Genomic DNA, 18,394 nt, shown 5'->3' with positions numbered 1-18,394 from the left:
GGGTAAACTAAATTATAAAATTACGGAGGTAGAGTGAGATAATGACGGTACAAAATTTAAATGAAAACTGGAAAATGAGAGAATATCATTCGGCTGAGTATTTTGATACAAAGGTACCCTGCTCCGTGTATCAGACATATCTGGATCATGGTCTTATGGAAGACCCGTATTTTAGGGATAATGAGACAAAGGCTCTGAAAATGATGGAGAAAGATTACGAATTTGTCTCAATATTTACTCCCGATGAGGAAATATTTAAAAAACCCTATGTTTTACTTCGGTTTGAAGGGCTGGACACGATTGCGGATATCCGGCTAAACGACGTATACCTCGGCTATGCTGATAATATGCACAGAGCGTGGGAGTACGAGGTAAAGTCCCTGTTAAGAGAAAAGGATAATGAGATAAGGATATTGTTTCATTCACCTACCAAATACATAAAAGAAAAGGATGAGAAAGACGGTTTTTGGCCGATACCTACCGAGGCTATGAGAGGGACGTCACATATTCGTAAATCACAGTGTATGTTTGGCTGGGATTGGGGTCCAAGACTTCCGGATGCCGGAATATACAGAGATGTAAAACTTCTTGGATCCGAGACGGAGCGTTTGGACGGTGTGTATATAAGGCAGGAACACAGGGACGGGAAGGTGATACTTTCGGCGGAAATCGAGCTGAAATGTATGGACAGCCGCTTTCCGCTATGTTTCGGTGAAGATAAGGAGCTGATAGGAAACAGAAATATAGATGCGAAAATTTCAATTTTAAATCCGCAAGGAATGCTTACAGGGGTAATTGAGGCAAAGCACGGAGAAAAAATTTCCGAAATTGAAATTGCGGAACCTCAGCTCTGGTGGCCCAACGGGCTTGGAGAACAACCGCTTTACACAGTAAAAACGGAGCTTCTGCGTGATGGAGAAATTATAGATCAAACCGAAAAACGAATAGGACTTCGAACCCTTACCATAAGGAGGGAGAAAGATGAATACGGAGAAAGCTTTGCTCAGGAAGTTAACGGAATAATATATTTTGCGATGGGAGCCGATTATATCCCTGAAGATTGTATACTAAGCAGGATAAATGCCGCCCGTACCCGAGACTTATTGGGGCAGGCTGTTGCCGCAAATCACAACAGTATAAGGGTTTGGGGAGGCGGCTACTATCCGGATGATTTTTTCTGGGATATCTGTGATGAACTCGGACTGGTTGTATGGATGGATTTTATGTTTGCCTGCGGTGTATACGGGCTTACCGATCCGGAATTTGAAAGAAACATGACAGAGGAGTTTATCCAAAACGTAAAGCGGATTCGTAACCACGCAAGTCTGGGGCTGTGGTGCGGAAATAATGAGATGGAAAGTTTCTACCATGCAAACATCCTCGGTTTTGACAAACAAAAAAAATTTGCCGCTGATTACATCAAACTGCATGAGTATATCATTCCGAGAGTATTACGAGAACATGATCCGGAAACATTTTTCTGGCCTTCAAGTCCGTCATCGGGTGGAGGCTTTGAAGACACTGACAGTCCGGACAAGGGAGATGTACATTACTGGGATGTATGGCACGGAAACAAGCCTTTTACCGAGTACCGTAAGTTCAGATTCCGTTATCTTTCGGAATTCGGATTTCAATCATTCCCGTCCATTCGCACTGTTGAATCTTTTACCGAGCCTGAGGACAGAAATGTATTTTCGTGGGTTATGGAGAAGCATCAGAGAAATGCCGCAGCTAATGGGAAAATCATGAATTATATGGAACAAACTTATCTGTATCCGACCGACTTTGAGACCCTGCTCTATGCTTCCCAGCTTTTGCAGGCTGATGCAATACGTTACGGTGTGGAGCATTTTCGAAGAAACAGAGGACAGTGTATGGGTACTATAGTTTGGCAGCTTAATGACTGCTGGCCGGTTGCATCCTGGTCTTCGATAGACTACTACGGAAGATGGAAGGCACTCCATTATTATGAAAAGCGTTTCTTTGCACCGCTGCTTTTATCCTGTGAAGAGGAAGGAGCCCTTTCTCAGGATCCGAATCCGAATGCGGAGCCGTATGAATTAAAGAAATCAATCAGGTTATGTGTGTCCAACGAAACAATGTCGCCGGAAAAGGTTCGGGTATTCTGGGAATTGCGGGACAACACATCGGCTGTTTTAAGAAGCGGACAGCAGGACGCAAGGGTTGATGCAATGAGCTGTGTTTGGCTTGAACGCGAGCAGTTTGATGATGCCGATGAATTCAGTAATTATGTAAGTTACCGTATGGAGAAGGACGGAGAAGAGATTAGCGGGGGAAGTGTACTCTTTACGGTGCCTAAATTTTTCAGGCTTGCGGATCCGAAGCTTCGGGTAAGTGTTGACGGAGATGAGATAGTGGTCAGCTCAGAGAATTATGCACGAGCCGTAGAAATAAGAAACAAGGATGATAATCTCATCCTGTCGGACAACTTCTTTGATATGAACGCCGGCAAAAAACGTGTGAAGATTCTGCGCGGAGAACCCGACATGCTTGAAGTAAGAAGCGCATATAATATTCGCTGAATCGCACTGAGGCTGATATGCAGTTTTCGCAGATACGCAGGTAAAAAATCAGAAATATTCTGAAGCAGCATTTCCATACAACATTTTTTCAGATTTAAGAAGTGGCGGAAAACCTGTTAATACAAGGGTTACCGCCACTTTGTCATTTTTTAAGTGTCGAAGCCGGGAGTATATAACAATCCGGATAAATAATCAATAAAAACCGATATTTTTCAGTTAGCCTTTGACATTAACCATAGACTGTACTATTATTATTTATTACCACTATTATATTTCACATACCTTATCTGACTATATGGGAGACAATATGATGAAAAAACATTTAAATCAATCTTATAGAATGGATATGACAGAAGGACCGCTTACATCCAAAATAATCAGCTTCACTATCCCTGTAATGCTGTCAGCAGTACTCCAGTTACTTTTCAATACTGCAGATGTCATAGTTGTAGGGAGATTCTCCGGAAAAACCGCCCTTGCTGCAGTAGGCTCTACCGGAGCTCTTATCAATATGCTAATCAGCCTTTTTATGGGCTTGGCTATAGGAACCAATGTGCTTGTAGCCAGATATCAGGGTGCTAAAGATAATAAATCCGTTTCTGAAACCGTACATACTTCAATCGCGCTTGGAATAGTTGGCGGTATCATCCTTCTCTTTGCAGGAATTTTTGTCACAAAACCACTGCTTGAGATGATGGCTACTCCGGAAGATGTTATAGATCAATCCACACTTTATATGAAAATTATTTTCTTAGGTATGCCGTTAAGCCTTGTTCTTAACTTTGGAGCCGCCATACTTAGGGCTGTTGGGGATACAAAGCGTCCGCTTTACTACCTGACTGTGGCAGGTGTTGTCAATGTAATTCTCAATCTATTATTAGTTACCGTATTTCACTTAGGTGTTGCAGGCGTAGCTATTGCAACCGTTATCGCCCAAGCTGTATCCTGTACTCTTATAATACTCTGCTTAAAGCACGAAACAGGAGCAATCAGGCTCTATCTGAATAAAATTAAAATTACGACTGATAAATGTACCGATATAATGAAAATTGGACTTCCCGCAGGGCTGCAAAGCTGTATCTTCTCAATATCAAATGTGCTGATACAGTCTTCTGTCAACTCATTTGGTTCCACAGTTATGGCAGGAAATACAGCTGCAAGTAATATAGAGGGTTTTGTGTATGTATCTATGAACTCCTTACACCAAACCTGTATAAGCTTTACCAGCCAGAACTTTGGTGCAGGGAAATTTAAACGTATAAAAATGGTTCTTATAAATTGTATTATAATGGTTACTATAACCGGACTTGTACTTGGCAACTCGGCTTATTTATTCGGAAAATACCTGCTTTCTGCCTACAACAGCGAGCCTGAAGTAATAAAGGAAGGGCTTATAAGGCTTTCCATAATTTGTACAATGTATTTTTTATGCGGACTTATGGACGTAATGGTAGGTGCTATGCGTGGTATAGGTTATTCCATCCTTCCTATGATAGTTTCACTGATAGGAGCCTGCGGGCTCAGAATAGTATGGATATACACTATATTTGCACATTATAGAACTCTTCAAATATTATTTATCTCCTACCCTGTAACCTGGACTATTACATTTCTATCCCATTTGATTTGTTATTATATAGTAACAAGGAAATTTAAAGACAAATTCAAAGAAGACTAGGCAAATTTCCTTACCACAAAATGCCTGTTACTCGGTAAGATTTTATATCGGATAATTCAGAGAAATTCACTGATAAAGAAAACATGATGGCTGTGAATTAAATCCCACCATCATGTTTTCTTTTTTCCTGCATAGCCTGTAAAATAACAGCCTTTGCCGCAGCAGCTTCTTCTTTTGTTAAACTTGGAACTCCTTCAAGTGGATATTCCATCCCGAGTTCTTTATACTTGTTTACTCCCATTGTATGATAAGGTAGAACTTCAAGTCCTACTACATTTGACAGTCCTGCCATAATCTCTCCTATACCGCGAAGCTCCTTCTTTGTGAAAGTTATGCCCGGTACAACTACGTGTCTTATTGATACAGGTATATTATGTGCTTCAAGAGCCTTTGCAAAAGCTAAAACCGGTTCAATCGGATTGGCAGTAAGTTCCTTATGTCCTTCAGGATCTGAATGTTTTATATCCAAAAGGACTAAATCTGTCACCTTAAACAGCTCTTCAAATTCAGCCAATCGCCTCTCATAACTCTTATAGGCTCCGCTGTTTAAGTATTCCTCCTCAGTCTTACCATTGTTAGCAGGCTTTAGTGGATAATATATTCCGGAAGTATCTAAGCAGGTATGTATTCCCTCATCTTTAGCCCTCTTAAATAAAGCTGTTACAAACTTAAGCTGCCCTAAAGGTTCTCCGCCCGTACAGGTTATTCCGCCCTTTCTGTAGAATTCTTTCTTAGAGTAATAGCCCGCAAATATTTCATCCAATGTCATTTCCGTGCCGCCCGCAAATTCCCAGGTATCCGGATTGTGGCAGTATTTACAGCGCATGGGACATCCCTTTAAGAAAATTACATATCTTGTTCCCGGTCCGTCTACCGTACCGAAAGTTTCTATAGAATGTACCCTGCCTTTAATCTCTTCATTTTCCATATTTTTCTCCAATAGAACAAATATCAACACATAGGTTATTAATCTGCATTATACAATAAAATAAGGTATTTCGTAAATATTTTGATTAAAAAAGTGTGTGCTTGCACACACTTCGCGTGCGAGCGGTGCCGCAAGGCAAACTTCCCTACCGCGAGCTGCGCATCCCTCGGAGAGATTTTTATTTAATAGGAAATTTCGAAGAAATTTCCTATTAAATAAAAAATGCTGTCACACCAAAATATTTTAATGCGACAGCCATAGATTTTACCTGAATTTTATTATACTTATACACCTTCGTGGAAAGTTCTTGAAATAACTTCATCCTGCTGCTCTTTTGTAAGCTTTACAAAGTTTACCGCATAGCCGGATACACGAACCGTAAGCTGTGGATATTTCTCAGGATGAGCCTGCGCATCAAGAAGAGTATCCTTTGTGAATACGTTAACATTGAGGTGATGTCCACCCTTTTCTGCATAACCGTCAATAAGGTTTACAAGGTTGTCGATCTGAGCTTCACTAACTGACATAATAATTCTCCTTTCAAATTTGTCTGTACTTTTACAGATCATTATCTGATTAATTTGTTATTTTTTTATTCATCAACAGATACCTAAGTACCTGACAGATTGCTTTATTCTCCCTCAGGAATAGTAACATTAGGCTCTTCGCAAGCACAGTTGAATTTATTATCAAATTCAATCGAATCTCCGAAGAATACCTTATCTCCCTTACCAAGTGCATCAGGAATAATAGAGAAGGTATTGGAGATACCGTCCTGTGCATCCTTAAAAGGAAGCTTACTTACTGAACTGAGACTTGCCATAGCTCCGTGAGTATCACGTCTGTGCATTGGGTTTGCACCCGGAGCGAAAGCCTCCCCCTTCTTACGTCCGTCAGGGGTTGAGCCTGTTGCACGTCCATAAACTACATTTGAGGTAATTGTAAGGATAGAAGTTGTAGGTACACTGTCACGATAGGTATGGTTACGCTTAATATAGCCCATAAATATATCTACTACATCATAAGCAATAGAGTCTACCCTATCATCATCGTTACCATATTTAGGGAAATCTCCCTCTACCTGATAGTCAACTGCAAGTCCTGCCTCATTACGGATAATCTTAACCTTAGCATACTTGATAGCTGAAAGTGAATCTGCAACAACTGAAAGACCTGCTATACCGGTTGCAAACCATCTATGTACATTCTTATCATGAAGAGCCATCTGAATTCTCTCATAGCAATACTTATCGTGCATATAGTGAATGATGTTAAGAGAATTTACATATACTCCCGCAAGCCATTCCATCATGTCGTTGAACTTCTCCCAAACCTCATCATACTCAAGGTAATCACCTGTAATAGGACGGAATTTAGGTCCAACCTGCTTACCGCTAACCTCATCAGCACCACCGTTTATTGCGTAAAGGAGACACTTAGCAAGGTTTGCTCTTGCTCCGAAGAACTGCATTTCCTTACCAAGTCTCATAGAGGATACGCAGCACGCAATAGCATAGTCATCACCATGTGTTACCCTCATAAGGTCATCATTCTCATACTGAATTGAAGATGACTGGATAGAAGTCTTAGCACAGAATCTCTTAAAGTTTTCAGGAAGTCTTGTTGACCAAAGCACTGTAAGGTTTGGCTCAGGTGAAGTACCAAGGTTAGAAAGAGTGTGAAGATATCTGAAACTCATCTTTGTAACCATGGTTCTTCCGTCTATACCCATGCCTGCGATTGACTCTGTTACCCAGGTAGGATCTCCAGAGAATATCTCATTATAATCAGGTGTTCTTGCAAACTTAACACAACGAAGCTTCATTACAAAGTGGTCGATGAATTCCTGAATTTCTTCCTCAGTATACTTGCCTGCCTTAAGGTCACGCTCAGCATATATATCGAGGAAGGTAGATGTACGGCCAAGACTCATTGCCGCACCATTCTGCTCCTTAACTGCTGCAAGATAAGCAAGATAGAGCCACTGAACAGCCTCTTTTGTATCATGCGCAGGTCCTGAAATATCAAAACCGTAAATCTTACCAAGCTCCTTAAGTTCATTAAGAGCCTTAATCTGCTCTGAAAGCTCCTCGCGAAGTCTGGTTATATTGGAATACATGGTAGATCTTGTTGTTTCTTTTTCTTTTTTCTTTTCTTCGATAAGTCTGTCAACACCGTAAAGAGCAACTCTTCTATAGTCACCTATGATACGTCCTCTGCCGTAAGCATCAGGAAGACCTGTGATAATATGACTGCTGCGGCAAGCTCTCATCTCTGCTGTATATGCGTCAAACACACCATCATTATGTGTCTTTCTGTATTTTGAATAGAATTCAACTATCTGCGGATCAACCTCATAGCCATTGCTCTCACAAGCCTTTACAGCCATTTTAAGACCACCGTTTACCTGAAGTGAACGCTTAAAAGGTACATCTGTCTGAAAACCTACTATGGTCTCCTTATCCTTATCAAGATATGCAGGACCATGTGAAGTAATTGTTGATACAATCTTGGTATCCATATCAAGAACTCCGCCCTTGGCACGCTCTTTCATAGTAAGATCCATTACCTGCGCCCAAAGCTCTTCAGTCCTCTTTGTAGGGCCTGCAAGGAAGGCGTCATCGCCTTCATATGGGGTGTAGTTTTTCTGAATAAAATCACGTACATTGATTTCTTTCTCCCAGATACCCGGGGTAAAGCCTGTCCATTCTTCTCTCATCATTAACCTCTTTCACTTAGTTAAATTAAGCTTTGTTAACTATTTTTTTACTTCTTGAAATACAATATAAATTACACACAATCTAATGTCAACTAATTTTGATAATGTTTATCTTTTAGTACAAAAAAACGCTTCAAACGCGCTTAAATTGTACTTTTTTGAGTACAATGTTATATTTTTAACATAGTTTATTCCATAAATTTATTACATATAATACGGTATATTACTGTAAATATTTTCATCAGTTTACAAAATCATTATAAGGTAAATCTTCCATATTTATAATGTTTGTCTATGAATAAACTTTTATATTGTTTTTTTCTATTTGACTTTTATCATCTTTTATGTTATTCATAGTTACTGTCGAAATTTGTAATAAAAGTGAAGGAGATTATGCAATGAAAAAAACAAGAATTATAGCTTTATTAGCAGCTCTTACTCTTACTGTAGGTTCAACAGCTCTTGTAACCGGCTGTGGCAAGAAAGAGGATACAACTGCAAGTAAGTCAACTGCTTCTGCTGCAAGCACCAAGAGTACTGCTTCTGCTGCAAGCACTGCTTCAACAACAGAGTATCAGTACATTTCAGCTGAGGAAGTATTAAAGGTTACAGACAGCCACATCCTTGACGTAAGAGAAGAAGCTAACTATAAGAAGGGTGCTATCGAGGGTTCCGAGTGGCAGCCAATCTTCCCACTTGAGGATACTTCCCTTGAAGCAGCTATGAAAGAGTACGCTACTTCTAAACTCAATGACGGAAAGAATATCTACATCGTATGTAACTCAGGCAAGAGAGGCGCTGAGAAGACAACTAAGATTTTAGTTGAAGCCGGTATTGATAAGAGCAAAATCTTTACTGTAGAAGGCGGTGCTAAGGCACTTGCTGAAATTGATGGAGCTCTTAAGCCTGTAAAGTAAAATAAACGTAACCGTAGACAGATAGTTTCCTAAGTTACAGGGTAACAGTCTGACAAGTGAATAAGAAATAATTCTAGAAGGAGTCTGTATTGACTCCTTTTTTAATAGGAAATTTCTCCAATATTTCCTATTAAAAAAATCTCTCTGAGGGAGGCAGAGCTCGCAGCAGGAAAGTTTGCCTTACAGCACTGCACGAGGCAGGGAAGTTTGCCTTACTCCCCGCTCGCGCTCAAAGAGTGTGCAAGCATACACTTTTTTATTTTCTCTTGTAATTATTCTGAAATTGCATTAAAATTTATGGGATAGTTGTAAATAAAGTTACAGTTGATTTAGGAGGATATTATGTCAAAAGTTACAGTAATGAATCACCCGTTAATCCAGCATAAAATCGGAATTATGCGTGTTAAGGATACTTCAACAAAGGAATTCCGCGATTTGGTTTCAGAGATAGCAATGCTTATATGCTACGAGGCAACCAGAGAGCTTCATCTTGCTGATAAAGAAATAGAGACTCCATTAGAGAAGACTACTGTTAAAGAAATAGCCGGCAAGAAACTTTGTATAGTTCCTATTCTCCGCGCAGGGCTTCATATGGCAGACGGAATTCTTAATCTCATACCAAATGCCAAGGTTGGACATATAGGTATGTATCGTAATGAAGAAACCTTAGAGCCGGTTGAATATTTCTGTAAGCTTCCTAAAGACGCTGATGAAAGAGATATATTTGTGGTAGATCCTATGCTTGCCACCGGTGGTTCCGCCATTGCCGCTATTAACCGCCTTAAAGCCAGAGGCATAAAGAGCATCCGCTTTCTCTGCCTTATAGCTGCTCCTGAGGGTGTTAAAGCTCTTGAAGAGGCACATCCTGATATTGATATTTATATCGGTGCAGTAGACAGACAGCTTAACGAAAACGGATACATCCTTCCGGGACTTGGTGATGCCGGCGACAGAATATACGGAACAAAATAAAAGAAAGCAGGAGGCGATTATTAACCGGCTCCTGCTTTCTTCATTTAATAGAAAATTTTTTCAAAATTACTTATTAAACAAAAATCTATTTTTCTGAATTAATATAATTAATCAGTCCACCCTGTTTTATTATTTTCTTGATAAATTCCGGAAAAGCCTGTCCCGTGAAACTTTCTCCGGTAGTCAAATCTTTAATTATACCTGTATCAAAATCTATCTCTACCTCATCACCATTTTCTATGGCTTCTGCCGCCTCTTCACATTCAATGATAGGAAGCCCTATATTGATAGCATTTCTGTAAAATATTCTTGCAAATGTCTTTGCAATCACACAGGCTATTCCCGATGCCTTAATAGCTATCGGTGCATGCTCCCTTGAAGAACCACAGCCAAAGTTGTCTCCTGCCACCATAATATCACCCGGCTTTACCTTATTTACAAAGTCAGCATCTATGTCTATCATACATTTTTCCGCAAGTTCCTTTGGATCCGAGGTATTAAGGTATCTTGCAGGGATAATTACATCAGTATCCACATCATTTCCATACTTATGAACAAAGCCTCTTGCTTCCATAATCCCCTCCTATAATCCAAGTTCTTCAGGTGAACTTATTTTTCCTGTAATTGCACTTGCTGCCGCTACTGCAGGACTTGCAAGGTATACCTCACTCTCGGTATGTCCCATACGTCCGACAAAATTTCTGTTGGTGGTAGACACAGCCCGTTCTCCCGCCGCAAGTACACCCATATGTCCTCCGAGACAAGGTCCGCAGGTAGGGGTGCTCACTATACAGCCTGCCTGTACAAAGGTAGTTATAAGACCTTCCTTGAGAGACGTAAGGTATACTTCCTGAGTAGCGGGAATTACTATCACTCTTATGCCCGGTGCTACCTTTTTCCCCTTCATTACCTCTGCGGCAACCCTTATATCCGATATTCTTCCGTTGGTACAGGAACCTATAACTACCTGATCTATTTTAATATCTCCTGTTTCACCGATAGTTCTTGTATTTTCAGGGAGATGAGGAAAAGCTACAGTAGGCTCAAGTTCTGAGAGATTTATTTCTATCACTTCATCATACACGGCATCTTCATCAGCCTCATACACCTTGTACGGCTTGGTAGAATGTTCTTTGATATAGTTTAGAGTAAGCTCATCTACAGGAAAGATTCCGTTCTTGGCTCCGGCTTCTATAGCCATATTTGCTATTGTAAACCTGTCATCCATAGTCAGATTCTTAATTCCGTCCCCCGTAAACTCCATAGACTTATAAAGTGCACCGTCTACTCCTATTTTACCTATAATATGGAGGATTACATCCTTACCGCTAACCCACTTCTTCATTTTACCGGTTAAAACAAATTTAATGGCCGAAGGCACCTTAAACCAAGCCTTGCCTGTTACCATACCTGCTGCCATATCTGTACTTCCCACACCTGTAGAAAAGGCTCCGAGTGCCCCATAGGTACAGGTATGTGAGTCTGCTCCGATTATACAGTCTCCGGCTGTAACCACACCCTGCTCAGGAAGAAGGGCATGCTCTATCCCCATACAGCCTACTTCAAAGTAATTGGTTATATCATTGGAAATGGCATAGTCACGCATACATTTGCAGTTCTCTGCCGACTTAATGTCTTTATTAGGAGTAAAATGATCCGGAACAAGCGCAATTTTATCCTTGTCAAAGACCTTGTTGTCCTTGAATTTGGATAACTCTTTAATGGCTACAGGCGCAGTTACATCATTTCCAAGCACCATGTCAAGCCCTACTTCTATAAGTTCTCCTGCCTGAACCTTCTCTAATCCCGCATGATCAGCCAGGATTTTCTGAGTCATTGTCATTCCCATAATATTCCCCTTTCCGATTCTAAGTATTCTTGTATTATATCAAGACATATTGTATAATAAAAATACATATTAAATATAATTGCTATGAACTCCGGTTATAAGCTTATAGCAACATTTACTTAAATTTTTCACTTGAAAGGAGTCTCTCATGGAAAGCAGCATGGAACAAAACTTATCATTATATCATATATTTAATACTGTTGCGGAAGCCGGGAATATTTCTCATGCCGCCAAAGAACTTTACATAAGCCAGCCCGCTATAAGTAAGGCTGTAACCAGACTTGAGCAAAATCTGGAAACAAAACTTTTTGTAAGAAGCTCCAGAGGGGTTACCCTCACTGAAGCAGGAAAAATGCTTTATGAGCAGACAAATGCTGCCTTTAAACATCTGAAGCAGGCAGAAGACACCATTAAGAAAAATAAAAAATTGGGTACCGGAAACCTAAAAATAGGAGTTTCCACTACCCTTTGTAAATATGTACTTATGCCTTATTTAGAAAAATTTATCAGGCAGTATCCGCATATAAAAATATCTATCAGCTGCCAGTCCACCTATCAGACTCTTAACCTCATCCAAAACCACAAGGTTGATATCGGACTTGTAGGCGAAAGCGGCAGACTGGAAAATGTTGCTTTCTCTCCAATCGGTTTGGTTGAAGACGGTTTTGTCGCTACCCCTGCTTATCTAAAAAACCTTAAAAAGAGGCATCCTGAGGCTGCTGATAATCCTTTTGAATATGCAAATCTCATGCTCCTTGACCAGCACAATGTATCCAGACGCTACATTGATGAGTATGTTCGAAACAATGAGCTTTCTACCGGACAGATGCTTACAGGACATATCTTGGAAGTAAGTAGCATGGATCTGCTTATAGAATTTGCAAAAGTAGGACTTGGCATAGCCTGTGTTATTACCGATTTTGTGAAAAATGAGCTTAAGGAGGGTAGCTTAACCACCGTCCCTCTCTCTGTTCCTATAGAAAAAAGAGAGATCGGTTTTACCTGGCTCAAAGACTATTCTTCAAGCGAAGAACTAGACTCATTTATAAATTTTGCCAGAAAAATTAATACTCTTTAACTTTTCTTGGCTGTTTATATTTCATACTCTTAACCATTCTTTCGGAGGGCTCAAAGATTATCTTATAGAGCTCTCCGTTTTTACTTACTATCATTGAATAAGTGCTTACTTCACTGTTATATGAGCTAAAATCCTTAACCTTAATTCTGTTATTATTGTTATAAGCCTTTATGAAGTCTGAATTGGTAGGTGCGATAATTTCGGCATTCTCTATATCCACCCTCATTAAAGTCTTTCTCTTTGCATTTCCGCTTATTCTGTCAAAGTCAATCTGTCCGTCTGCATAAATGTATTCATATTCGATATTAAGTCTTGAAAATATGAATACAGCCAATGCTATTGCCACAATCGGTGAAATTATAAGTGCCGGATTGATTAAAACCAGAAAAAATGTAAATGCTACAAGAACAATAAGCCCGAGCCTTATTCCCTTATTCTTGCCTGTATCCTTGCACTTAATACCTTCTTCCAAATACTGATCATTCATTGTTTTCCTTCTCCTAACTGTTTATGATTATCAAGCATTATTATACCACATAGTTTATGGCTTGCAAATAGGTTGTTTATTACTTTACACCTTGAAAATATCTTTTTCTTCGTCTATTATATACAGGTGTAGAAAATAATTATTTGAAAGGTTGTATTATGAGTATATTAAATGTAGAGCATTTAACACATGGCTTTGGAGACAGAGCTATATTTAATGATGTGTCCTTCCGCCTGCTTGCGGGGGAACATATCGGGCTTATAGGGGCAAACGGAGAAGGTAAGTCTACCTTTATGAATATAATTACAGGCAAGCAGATGCCTGATGAGGGCAAGATTGAATGGGCGAAGAACTGCCATGTCGGATATATGGATCAGCACGCAGTGCTTACCAAAGGTATGACAATAAGAAGTGTATTAAAGTCTGCATTTGACTATCTCTTTGACCTTGAAAAAAGACTTAATGAAGCCTATACGGAAATGGGAGAAGCTGACGAAACCACTCTTTCCAAATTGATGGAAGAAACCGGAACCATTCAGGATTTACTTACCATGCATGACTTCTATATGATAGATGCTAAGGTCGAAGAAGTAGCTGCTGCCCTCGGCCTCAGTGATATCGGACTTGACAATGATGTAACCGAACTTTCGGGAGGACAGCGTACCAAGGTGCTTCTTGCAAAACTCTTACTTGAAAAACCTGATATTCTTTTACTTGACGAGCCTACCAACTATCTTGACAGAGAACATATAGCCTGGCTTACAAGATATTTACAGGAATACGAAAATGCTTTTATTCTTATAAGCCATGATATTCCGTTCCTAAACAGCGTAATCAACATTATTTACCATATGAATAATCAGGAGCTTAAGCGTTATGTAGGCGATTATAACAACTTCCTTGAAGTCTACGAAATGCAGAAAGCCCAGCAGGAAGCCGCCTATAATAAGCAGCAGAAAGAAATTGCCGACCTAAAAGACTTTGTTGCAAGAAACAAGGCGAGGGTTTCCACTCGAAACATGGCTATGTCAAGGCAGAAAAAGCTTGATAAAATGGATATAATAGAGCTTGCCGGTGAAAAACCGAAGCCTGTATTTAACTTCCTTGAAGCAGGTATAAGCGGTAAGGTCATCTTAGAAGCCAAGGAGCTTGTAATCGGTTATGACAGTCCTCTCAGCAAACCTATGGATCTTTATATGGAGAGAGGACAGAAAATAGTTATAGAAGGAGCCAACGGTATTGGTAAGACCACTCTTCTTAAGAGCATAATGGGACTTATCCCTGCACTTTCCGGAGAGGTAAAACTCGGTGACTCGCAGGAACTGGGCTACTTTGAACAGGAAATGAGCGGAAGCGGGAATAACACCTGTATCAATGAAATCTGGGAAGAATTTCCGGGATTCAGCCAGTACGAAGTCAGAAGTGCACTCAGTAAATGCGGACTTACCACCAAACATATAGAAAGTATGGTCAAGGTCTTAAGCGGAGGCGAACAGGCCAAAGTCAGACTTTGTAAACTGATTAACAGAAAAAGCAATATTCTCGTACTTGACGAGCCTACCAACCATTTGGATGTGGATGCAAAGGATGAATTAAAAAGAGCCCTTATAGCCTACAAGGGTAGTATAATTATGGTCTGCCATGAGCCTGAATTCTACGAAGGACTGGCTACAGATGTATGGGATCTTTCCAAATGGACAACAAAATTGTTGTAAATAAGCACTTACATAGAATGTCTGTTTAAAAGTTTTCTATCAGTTTTTTAAGTAATAGGGAATTTCGGAGAATTTTCCTGTTACATAAAACAGACTGTTACATTAAGAAATACACCAAATTTGGCTTATTTCTCAAAATGTAACAGTCTTATTTTTATCTTATTCCTTTGATAAAGTCAATCTCCTGTTTTAAGCTAAGGGGAACGCTTCCGGTTTCTTTCAGCAGTTTTCTTTCAAGCCCTTCATATCTCTGCAATTTCTGTTCCTGTTTAACCTTCCTCTGTTTAATAAGTTCCGTATAGGTAGGGTTTTTTGCCAATCTTTCCATTCCCTCCGCATCAAGAGGGCAGAATTCAAACAGAATTTGCCTTGCAACCTTATTAAGTCTCGGTGAACCGTTTCCCTCATATAATATGTAGGTAATGTAATCCTGAACAAACATTTCCTTAAAGCTGTTGCGGCAACGCTGTAAGCTGAGCTTCACCTTTTCCTTCATTTCAAGGCTAAGGTTATTATTTTTACGGTAAAACTGTACATAATCACAGTAAAGACTAGTAAGAGAAGGCTCTGTGATATCATTCCATCTGAATCCCTGCACCCTCTTACAAAGCTCCCAGCGGAATTCTCCTGTCATTCTGATAATTGTATTCTGCAAATCCTCCATATGAAAAACAGAAATAAACATTCTGCTTGGGGTTGTCCTCACCTTGCCTTCTATCTCCTGCCACATTATTCCCCTTACACCTGCATTAGGCATAAGAATAAAGTCCGGTAATTTTTCTACATGCACCTGCTCTCTTGCCAGAATATCACCACCGTCAACAGCAAGAGTTTCTCTGTAAAATGCGGAATAATCAACATTCTTAACCGCATTTATTTTTCTTCTTATACTGCTTGCTTTCACAAAACAGTCTTTTAAATCCTTTAAGATATTTTCTTCCAAAAATACAGGACAAAAAGTTGACACCCTTCCAAAGGTTATTTTATTCGCAGTTTTAAATATATTATCCAACTCATAACTTACCCTTGCCTCACCGTCTTCCAGCATTTTTTCCGCTTCTTCTTTAGTAAGCCTCTTTGTGGTCCTGAGTTCTCTTACGTAATCAGAAAAATCTACATCCAATTCATTGCGGCAAGGCTTTTTCTTGCCATGATATATAGCAAGAAGCCAATCATAGAAGGTATAAACTCCGGTATTTTCCGGTACATTTTCCTTCAATTCTTCCGATAATCGGTATAATTCCCTTGTATACTCTCTACCGGCCAAATTCTCATCTATATACCCAAAATACAGGAACATTCTGACAGCAGGAGGAATTTCTTTTTCTAAACTCTTAAAAAACACTTCCGAATATATCTGGTAAAACTCAGAAGCTATTTCTCTTTTAAGTGCCATAGTTTCATCATCTACGGCATTTTTATCCTTTAACAGATTCAGCTTATTTATATTTAGTCTGAAAAATCTTCTCTCGGAACCAAATATATCAGCAAAATCAAGAATAGTATCCAAAGACTCATAAAGCTCTTCTATAATATCCGATTCTGAATTTTCCTGAACCGCATTTTCGGAAGTTACTGTATTCATTTTTAAACTTTTCAGAATTTCAGAACACTCTTGTATCTTATACGCGAGCGCCCTATCTTCACGCATCGGAAATTTTATGGCTTCATAAGCTATTATATTCATTTTATTTAAAAAGTTATTTTTAATACTGATATCTATCGGAAATCTTTCAAATAAATCCAACAGCTTATAATACAGTCCTCCATTCTCTTCCAAAAAATAATAATTTAAACATTTTTTTACAAACTGATATCTGTCTCCCATAAGCTGTACTGATTTTCTTGCATCCAGACAGCCCTTTCGAAGCATTCCGATAGAAATATCCGTTTCCGATATAAGACATTTACATTTTTCATTTGCATAGACTCTGTTAAGTCCTTCATAATAACCGGACAGCCAAAAATCGAGTTCTTCATTATCCGAATATGCTTCAAGTTCTTCTATTCCCTTGTTTCTTTCAAATTCAATCCCCAAATACTGTCCCAGATTAATATAAATATTATAGCAGGCTTTCAGACTGTCATAAATAGCATTGCACCTTATCTGCTCAGTCCTGTAAGAATATATAAGTTTAGTAATCTGTCTTATGCAGGAACGGATAAAAATTCTGGCTATATCCGGATTTGAGCTGAGAATAGAATCCACAGAATCCATACTCACTATCTGATAAGCATAAGTTGTCGTATCATCCAGTGCAACATAATTTAAAAAATGTACTTCCAAAAACGCTTCACATACTCCGATTACATCTCCGACGCCTAACTCATAACTTCCTCCGGCATATTCCACCCGCACCCGTCCGCTTTTTATAATCCAAATTATATCTATAGACTGCCCTGCAGTAGTGATTATATCACCGGTTTTCATAATAAATTCCGACATAGATTCTCCCAACGTTTAACCAAATCTGACATCAAGCCAGCTTACGACTTTTTTCATTATCTCCGCTTTATTAAGTTCATTATGTAATTCATGTCTGCCTGTTTCATCTATATATTCGGTAACATCCTTTATTCCTGCATCTCTTAGCATTTTTGTAACCTTCTTTACTCCTTTGCCATATTTACCGACAGGATCTTCTCTGCCTGCAATCTGCAAAATATGCATATCCTTTGGCAGGCTTCTTGCCCATTCCTTCCTGTTTACCACAGTCAGGGCAGTAAGCAGGGAATGATACCCTTTGGCTGAAAAAAGAAAATTACACTTTGGATCTTTCCTGTATTTATCTATAACTTCCCTGTCATGCGTAATCCAGTCACTACTTGACTTTGCATCCGGAATCCTCTTAAGATAACTTCCAAAACTTAATTTTACTAAGAGTTTGGATATATATCCCTCTTTGTGGGTTCTGTAAATAAATCCTGCTAAAGCCCTTCCAAGACCATTGATAAGTGCCGGTCCGGCAGTTCCGCTTGTTATAAGTCCGTCTATAGTATCAGGATATCTTGAAGCATACCATCTTGCAAAAAAACTCCCCATACTATGGCCATATAAAATAATAGGAAGAAGGGGATATCTTTCCCTCAATATATCATTCATCTTCTTTAAGTCCAATTCTACATGCTCTTCATCAAAAACACCGTATTCAGACGGCTTGGAACTGTTCCCATGCCCCAAGTGGTCATTTCCCGCAAATATATAGCCTCTGCAGGTAAAAAATTCGGCAACCCACTCATAGCGTTCTACATATTCACACATACCGTGTGAGAGCTGTATTACCGCTTTTGGCTCTACATGACTTTCAGTATAAATATAACCTGCCACTTTACTTTTCCCGTCCGCTGAATCAAAGCTTATTTTTTCTTTCTCCATAGCCTCCTCCTATCATTTTTTATCCCATAAACCGCCTTAAGCATATTGCAAAGACTATATTATAGCCTTTACAATATGCCACTATTATTCAAACCAAAATTATTTGGTTCTAACTATTCATAAGCTCTTTCA

14 protein-coding genes are annotated in these 18,394 nt (G+C 39.3%); 6 read left to right on the top strand and 8 right to left on the bottom strand.

The window, feature by feature from the left end; all coding sequences use genetic code 11:
• The first annotated feature begins 41 nt into the window (after positions 1–41).
• Together GCWU000282_RS04895 and GCWU000282_RS04890 are read left to right on the top strand one after the other, a co-directional pair.
• The gene (locus GCWU000282_RS04895; RefSeq protein ID WP_023353913.1) at positions 42–2,543 is read left to right on the top strand and encodes a beta-mannosidase; all 2,502 of its coding nucleotides are present in this window, start codon (positions 42–44) and stop codon (positions 2,541–2,543) included.
• Between the two features lie 307 nt (positions 2,544–2,850).
• On the top strand, positions 2,851–4,221 hold the full coding sequence (locus GCWU000282_RS04890; protein WP_330365812.1) for an MATE family efflux transporter: 1,371 nt from the start codon (positions 2,851–2,853) through the stop codon (positions 4,219–4,221).
• A gap of 97 nt (positions 4,222–4,318) precedes the next feature.
• Here the strand turns inward: GCWU000282_RS04890 and pflA are convergent, their stop codons facing one another.
• From pflA to pflB, 3 genes are all read right to left on the bottom strand, one after another.
• Complete coding sequence (pflA, locus tag GCWU000282_RS04885; RefSeq protein WP_035039572.1) at positions 4,319–5,149, bottom strand: pyruvate formate-lyase-activating protein; 831 nt, start codon at positions 5,147–5,149, stop codon at positions 4,319–4,321.
• A gap of 284 nt (positions 5,150–5,433) precedes the next feature.
• Complete coding sequence (gene grcA3 / locus GCWU000282_RS04880) at positions 5,434–5,676, bottom strand: autonomous glycyl radical cofactor GrcA3 (RefSeq protein WP_035039570.1); 243 nt, start codon at positions 5,674–5,676, stop codon at positions 5,434–5,436.
• A 104-nt stretch (positions 5,677–5,780) separates the two neighbouring features.
• The gene (gene pflB, locus GCWU000282_RS04875) at positions 5,781–7,868 is read right to left on the bottom strand and encodes a formate C-acetyltransferase (protein WP_035039568.1); all 2,088 of its coding nucleotides are present in this window, start codon (positions 7,866–7,868) and stop codon (positions 5,781–5,783) included.
• A 398-nt stretch (positions 7,869–8,266) separates the two neighbouring features.
• On the opposite strand from pflB, the gene GCWU000282_RS04870 reads away from it, so the two are divergent.
• On the top strand, positions 8,267–8,785 hold the full coding sequence (locus tag GCWU000282_RS04870) for a rhodanese-like domain-containing protein (RefSeq protein ID WP_051384130.1): 519 nt from the start codon (positions 8,267–8,269) through the stop codon (positions 8,783–8,785).
• A 342-nt stretch (positions 8,786–9,127) separates the two neighbouring features.
• Positions 9,128–9,757, top strand: a complete 630-nt coding sequence (gene upp / locus GCWU000282_RS04865) for a uracil phosphoribosyltransferase (RefSeq protein ID WP_023353907.1) — start codon at positions 9,128–9,130, stop codon at positions 9,755–9,757.
• Between the two features lie 85 nt (positions 9,758–9,842).
• Here upp and leuD read toward each other — a convergent pair whose 3' ends face one another.
• Together leuD and leuC are read right to left on the bottom strand one after the other, a co-directional pair.
• Positions 9,843–10,331: a 3-isopropylmalate dehydratase small subunit gene (gene leuD, locus GCWU000282_RS04860; protein WP_023353906.1), complete on the bottom strand. Its 489-nt coding sequence runs from the start codon at positions 10,329–10,331 to the stop codon at positions 9,843–9,845.
• 9 nt (positions 10,332–10,340) lie between these two features.
• Positions 10,341–11,606 carry a 3-isopropylmalate dehydratase large subunit gene (gene leuC, locus GCWU000282_RS04855; RefSeq protein ID WP_023353905.1) on the bottom strand — a complete coding sequence of 422 codons (1,266 nt, stop codon included), beginning with the start codon at positions 11,604–11,606 and terminating at the stop codon, positions 10,341–10,343.
• Between the two features lie 148 nt (positions 11,607–11,754).
• Here leuC and GCWU000282_RS04850 point away from each other — a divergent pair, with 148 nt between their 5' ends.
• A complete protein-coding gene (locus tag GCWU000282_RS04850) occupies positions 11,755–12,684 on the top strand; it encodes a LysR family transcriptional regulator (RefSeq protein ID WP_023353904.1) in 930 nt (309 codons plus the stop codon).
• Here GCWU000282_RS04850 and GCWU000282_RS04845 read toward each other — a convergent pair.
• A complete protein-coding gene (locus GCWU000282_RS04845; RefSeq protein ID WP_023353903.1) occupies positions 12,671–13,171 on the bottom strand; it encodes a DUF6106 family protein in 501 nt (166 codons plus the stop codon). The two genes, GCWU000282_RS04850 and GCWU000282_RS04845, sit on opposite strands and share 14 nt — an antisense overlap.
• A gap of 158 nt (positions 13,172–13,329) precedes the next feature.
• Between GCWU000282_RS04845 and GCWU000282_RS04840 the strand changes: the two genes are divergently transcribed.
• A complete protein-coding gene (locus tag GCWU000282_RS04840) occupies positions 13,330–14,886 on the top strand; it encodes an ABC-F family ATP-binding cassette domain-containing protein (protein ID WP_023353902.1) in 1,557 nt (518 codons plus the stop codon).
• A 154-nt stretch (positions 14,887–15,040) separates the two neighbouring features.
• Here the strand turns inward: GCWU000282_RS04840 and GCWU000282_RS04835 are convergent, their stop codons facing one another.
• Both GCWU000282_RS04835 and GCWU000282_RS04830 read right to left on the bottom strand, forming a co-directional pair.
• Positions 15,041–17,332, bottom strand: coding sequence for a cyclic nucleotide-binding domain-containing protein (locus GCWU000282_RS04835; protein ID WP_023353901.1), 2,292 nt, complete (start codon positions 17,330–17,332; stop codon positions 15,041–15,043).
• Positions 17,333–17,347: 15 nt separating this feature from the next.
• Positions 17,348–18,262, bottom strand: a complete 915-nt coding sequence (locus GCWU000282_RS04830) for an alpha/beta fold hydrolase (protein ID WP_023353900.1) — start codon at positions 18,260–18,262, stop codon at positions 17,348–17,350.
• Between the last annotated feature and the right edge of the window lie 132 nt (positions 18,263–18,394).

It is taken from the genome of Catonella morbi ATCC 51271, assembly GCF_000160035.2.
GTDB classification, from domain to species: Bacteria; Bacillota; Clostridia; order Lachnospirales; family Lachnospiraceae; genus Catonella; species Catonella morbi.
This window is presented reverse-complemented; position numbering and strand designations above follow the sequence as displayed.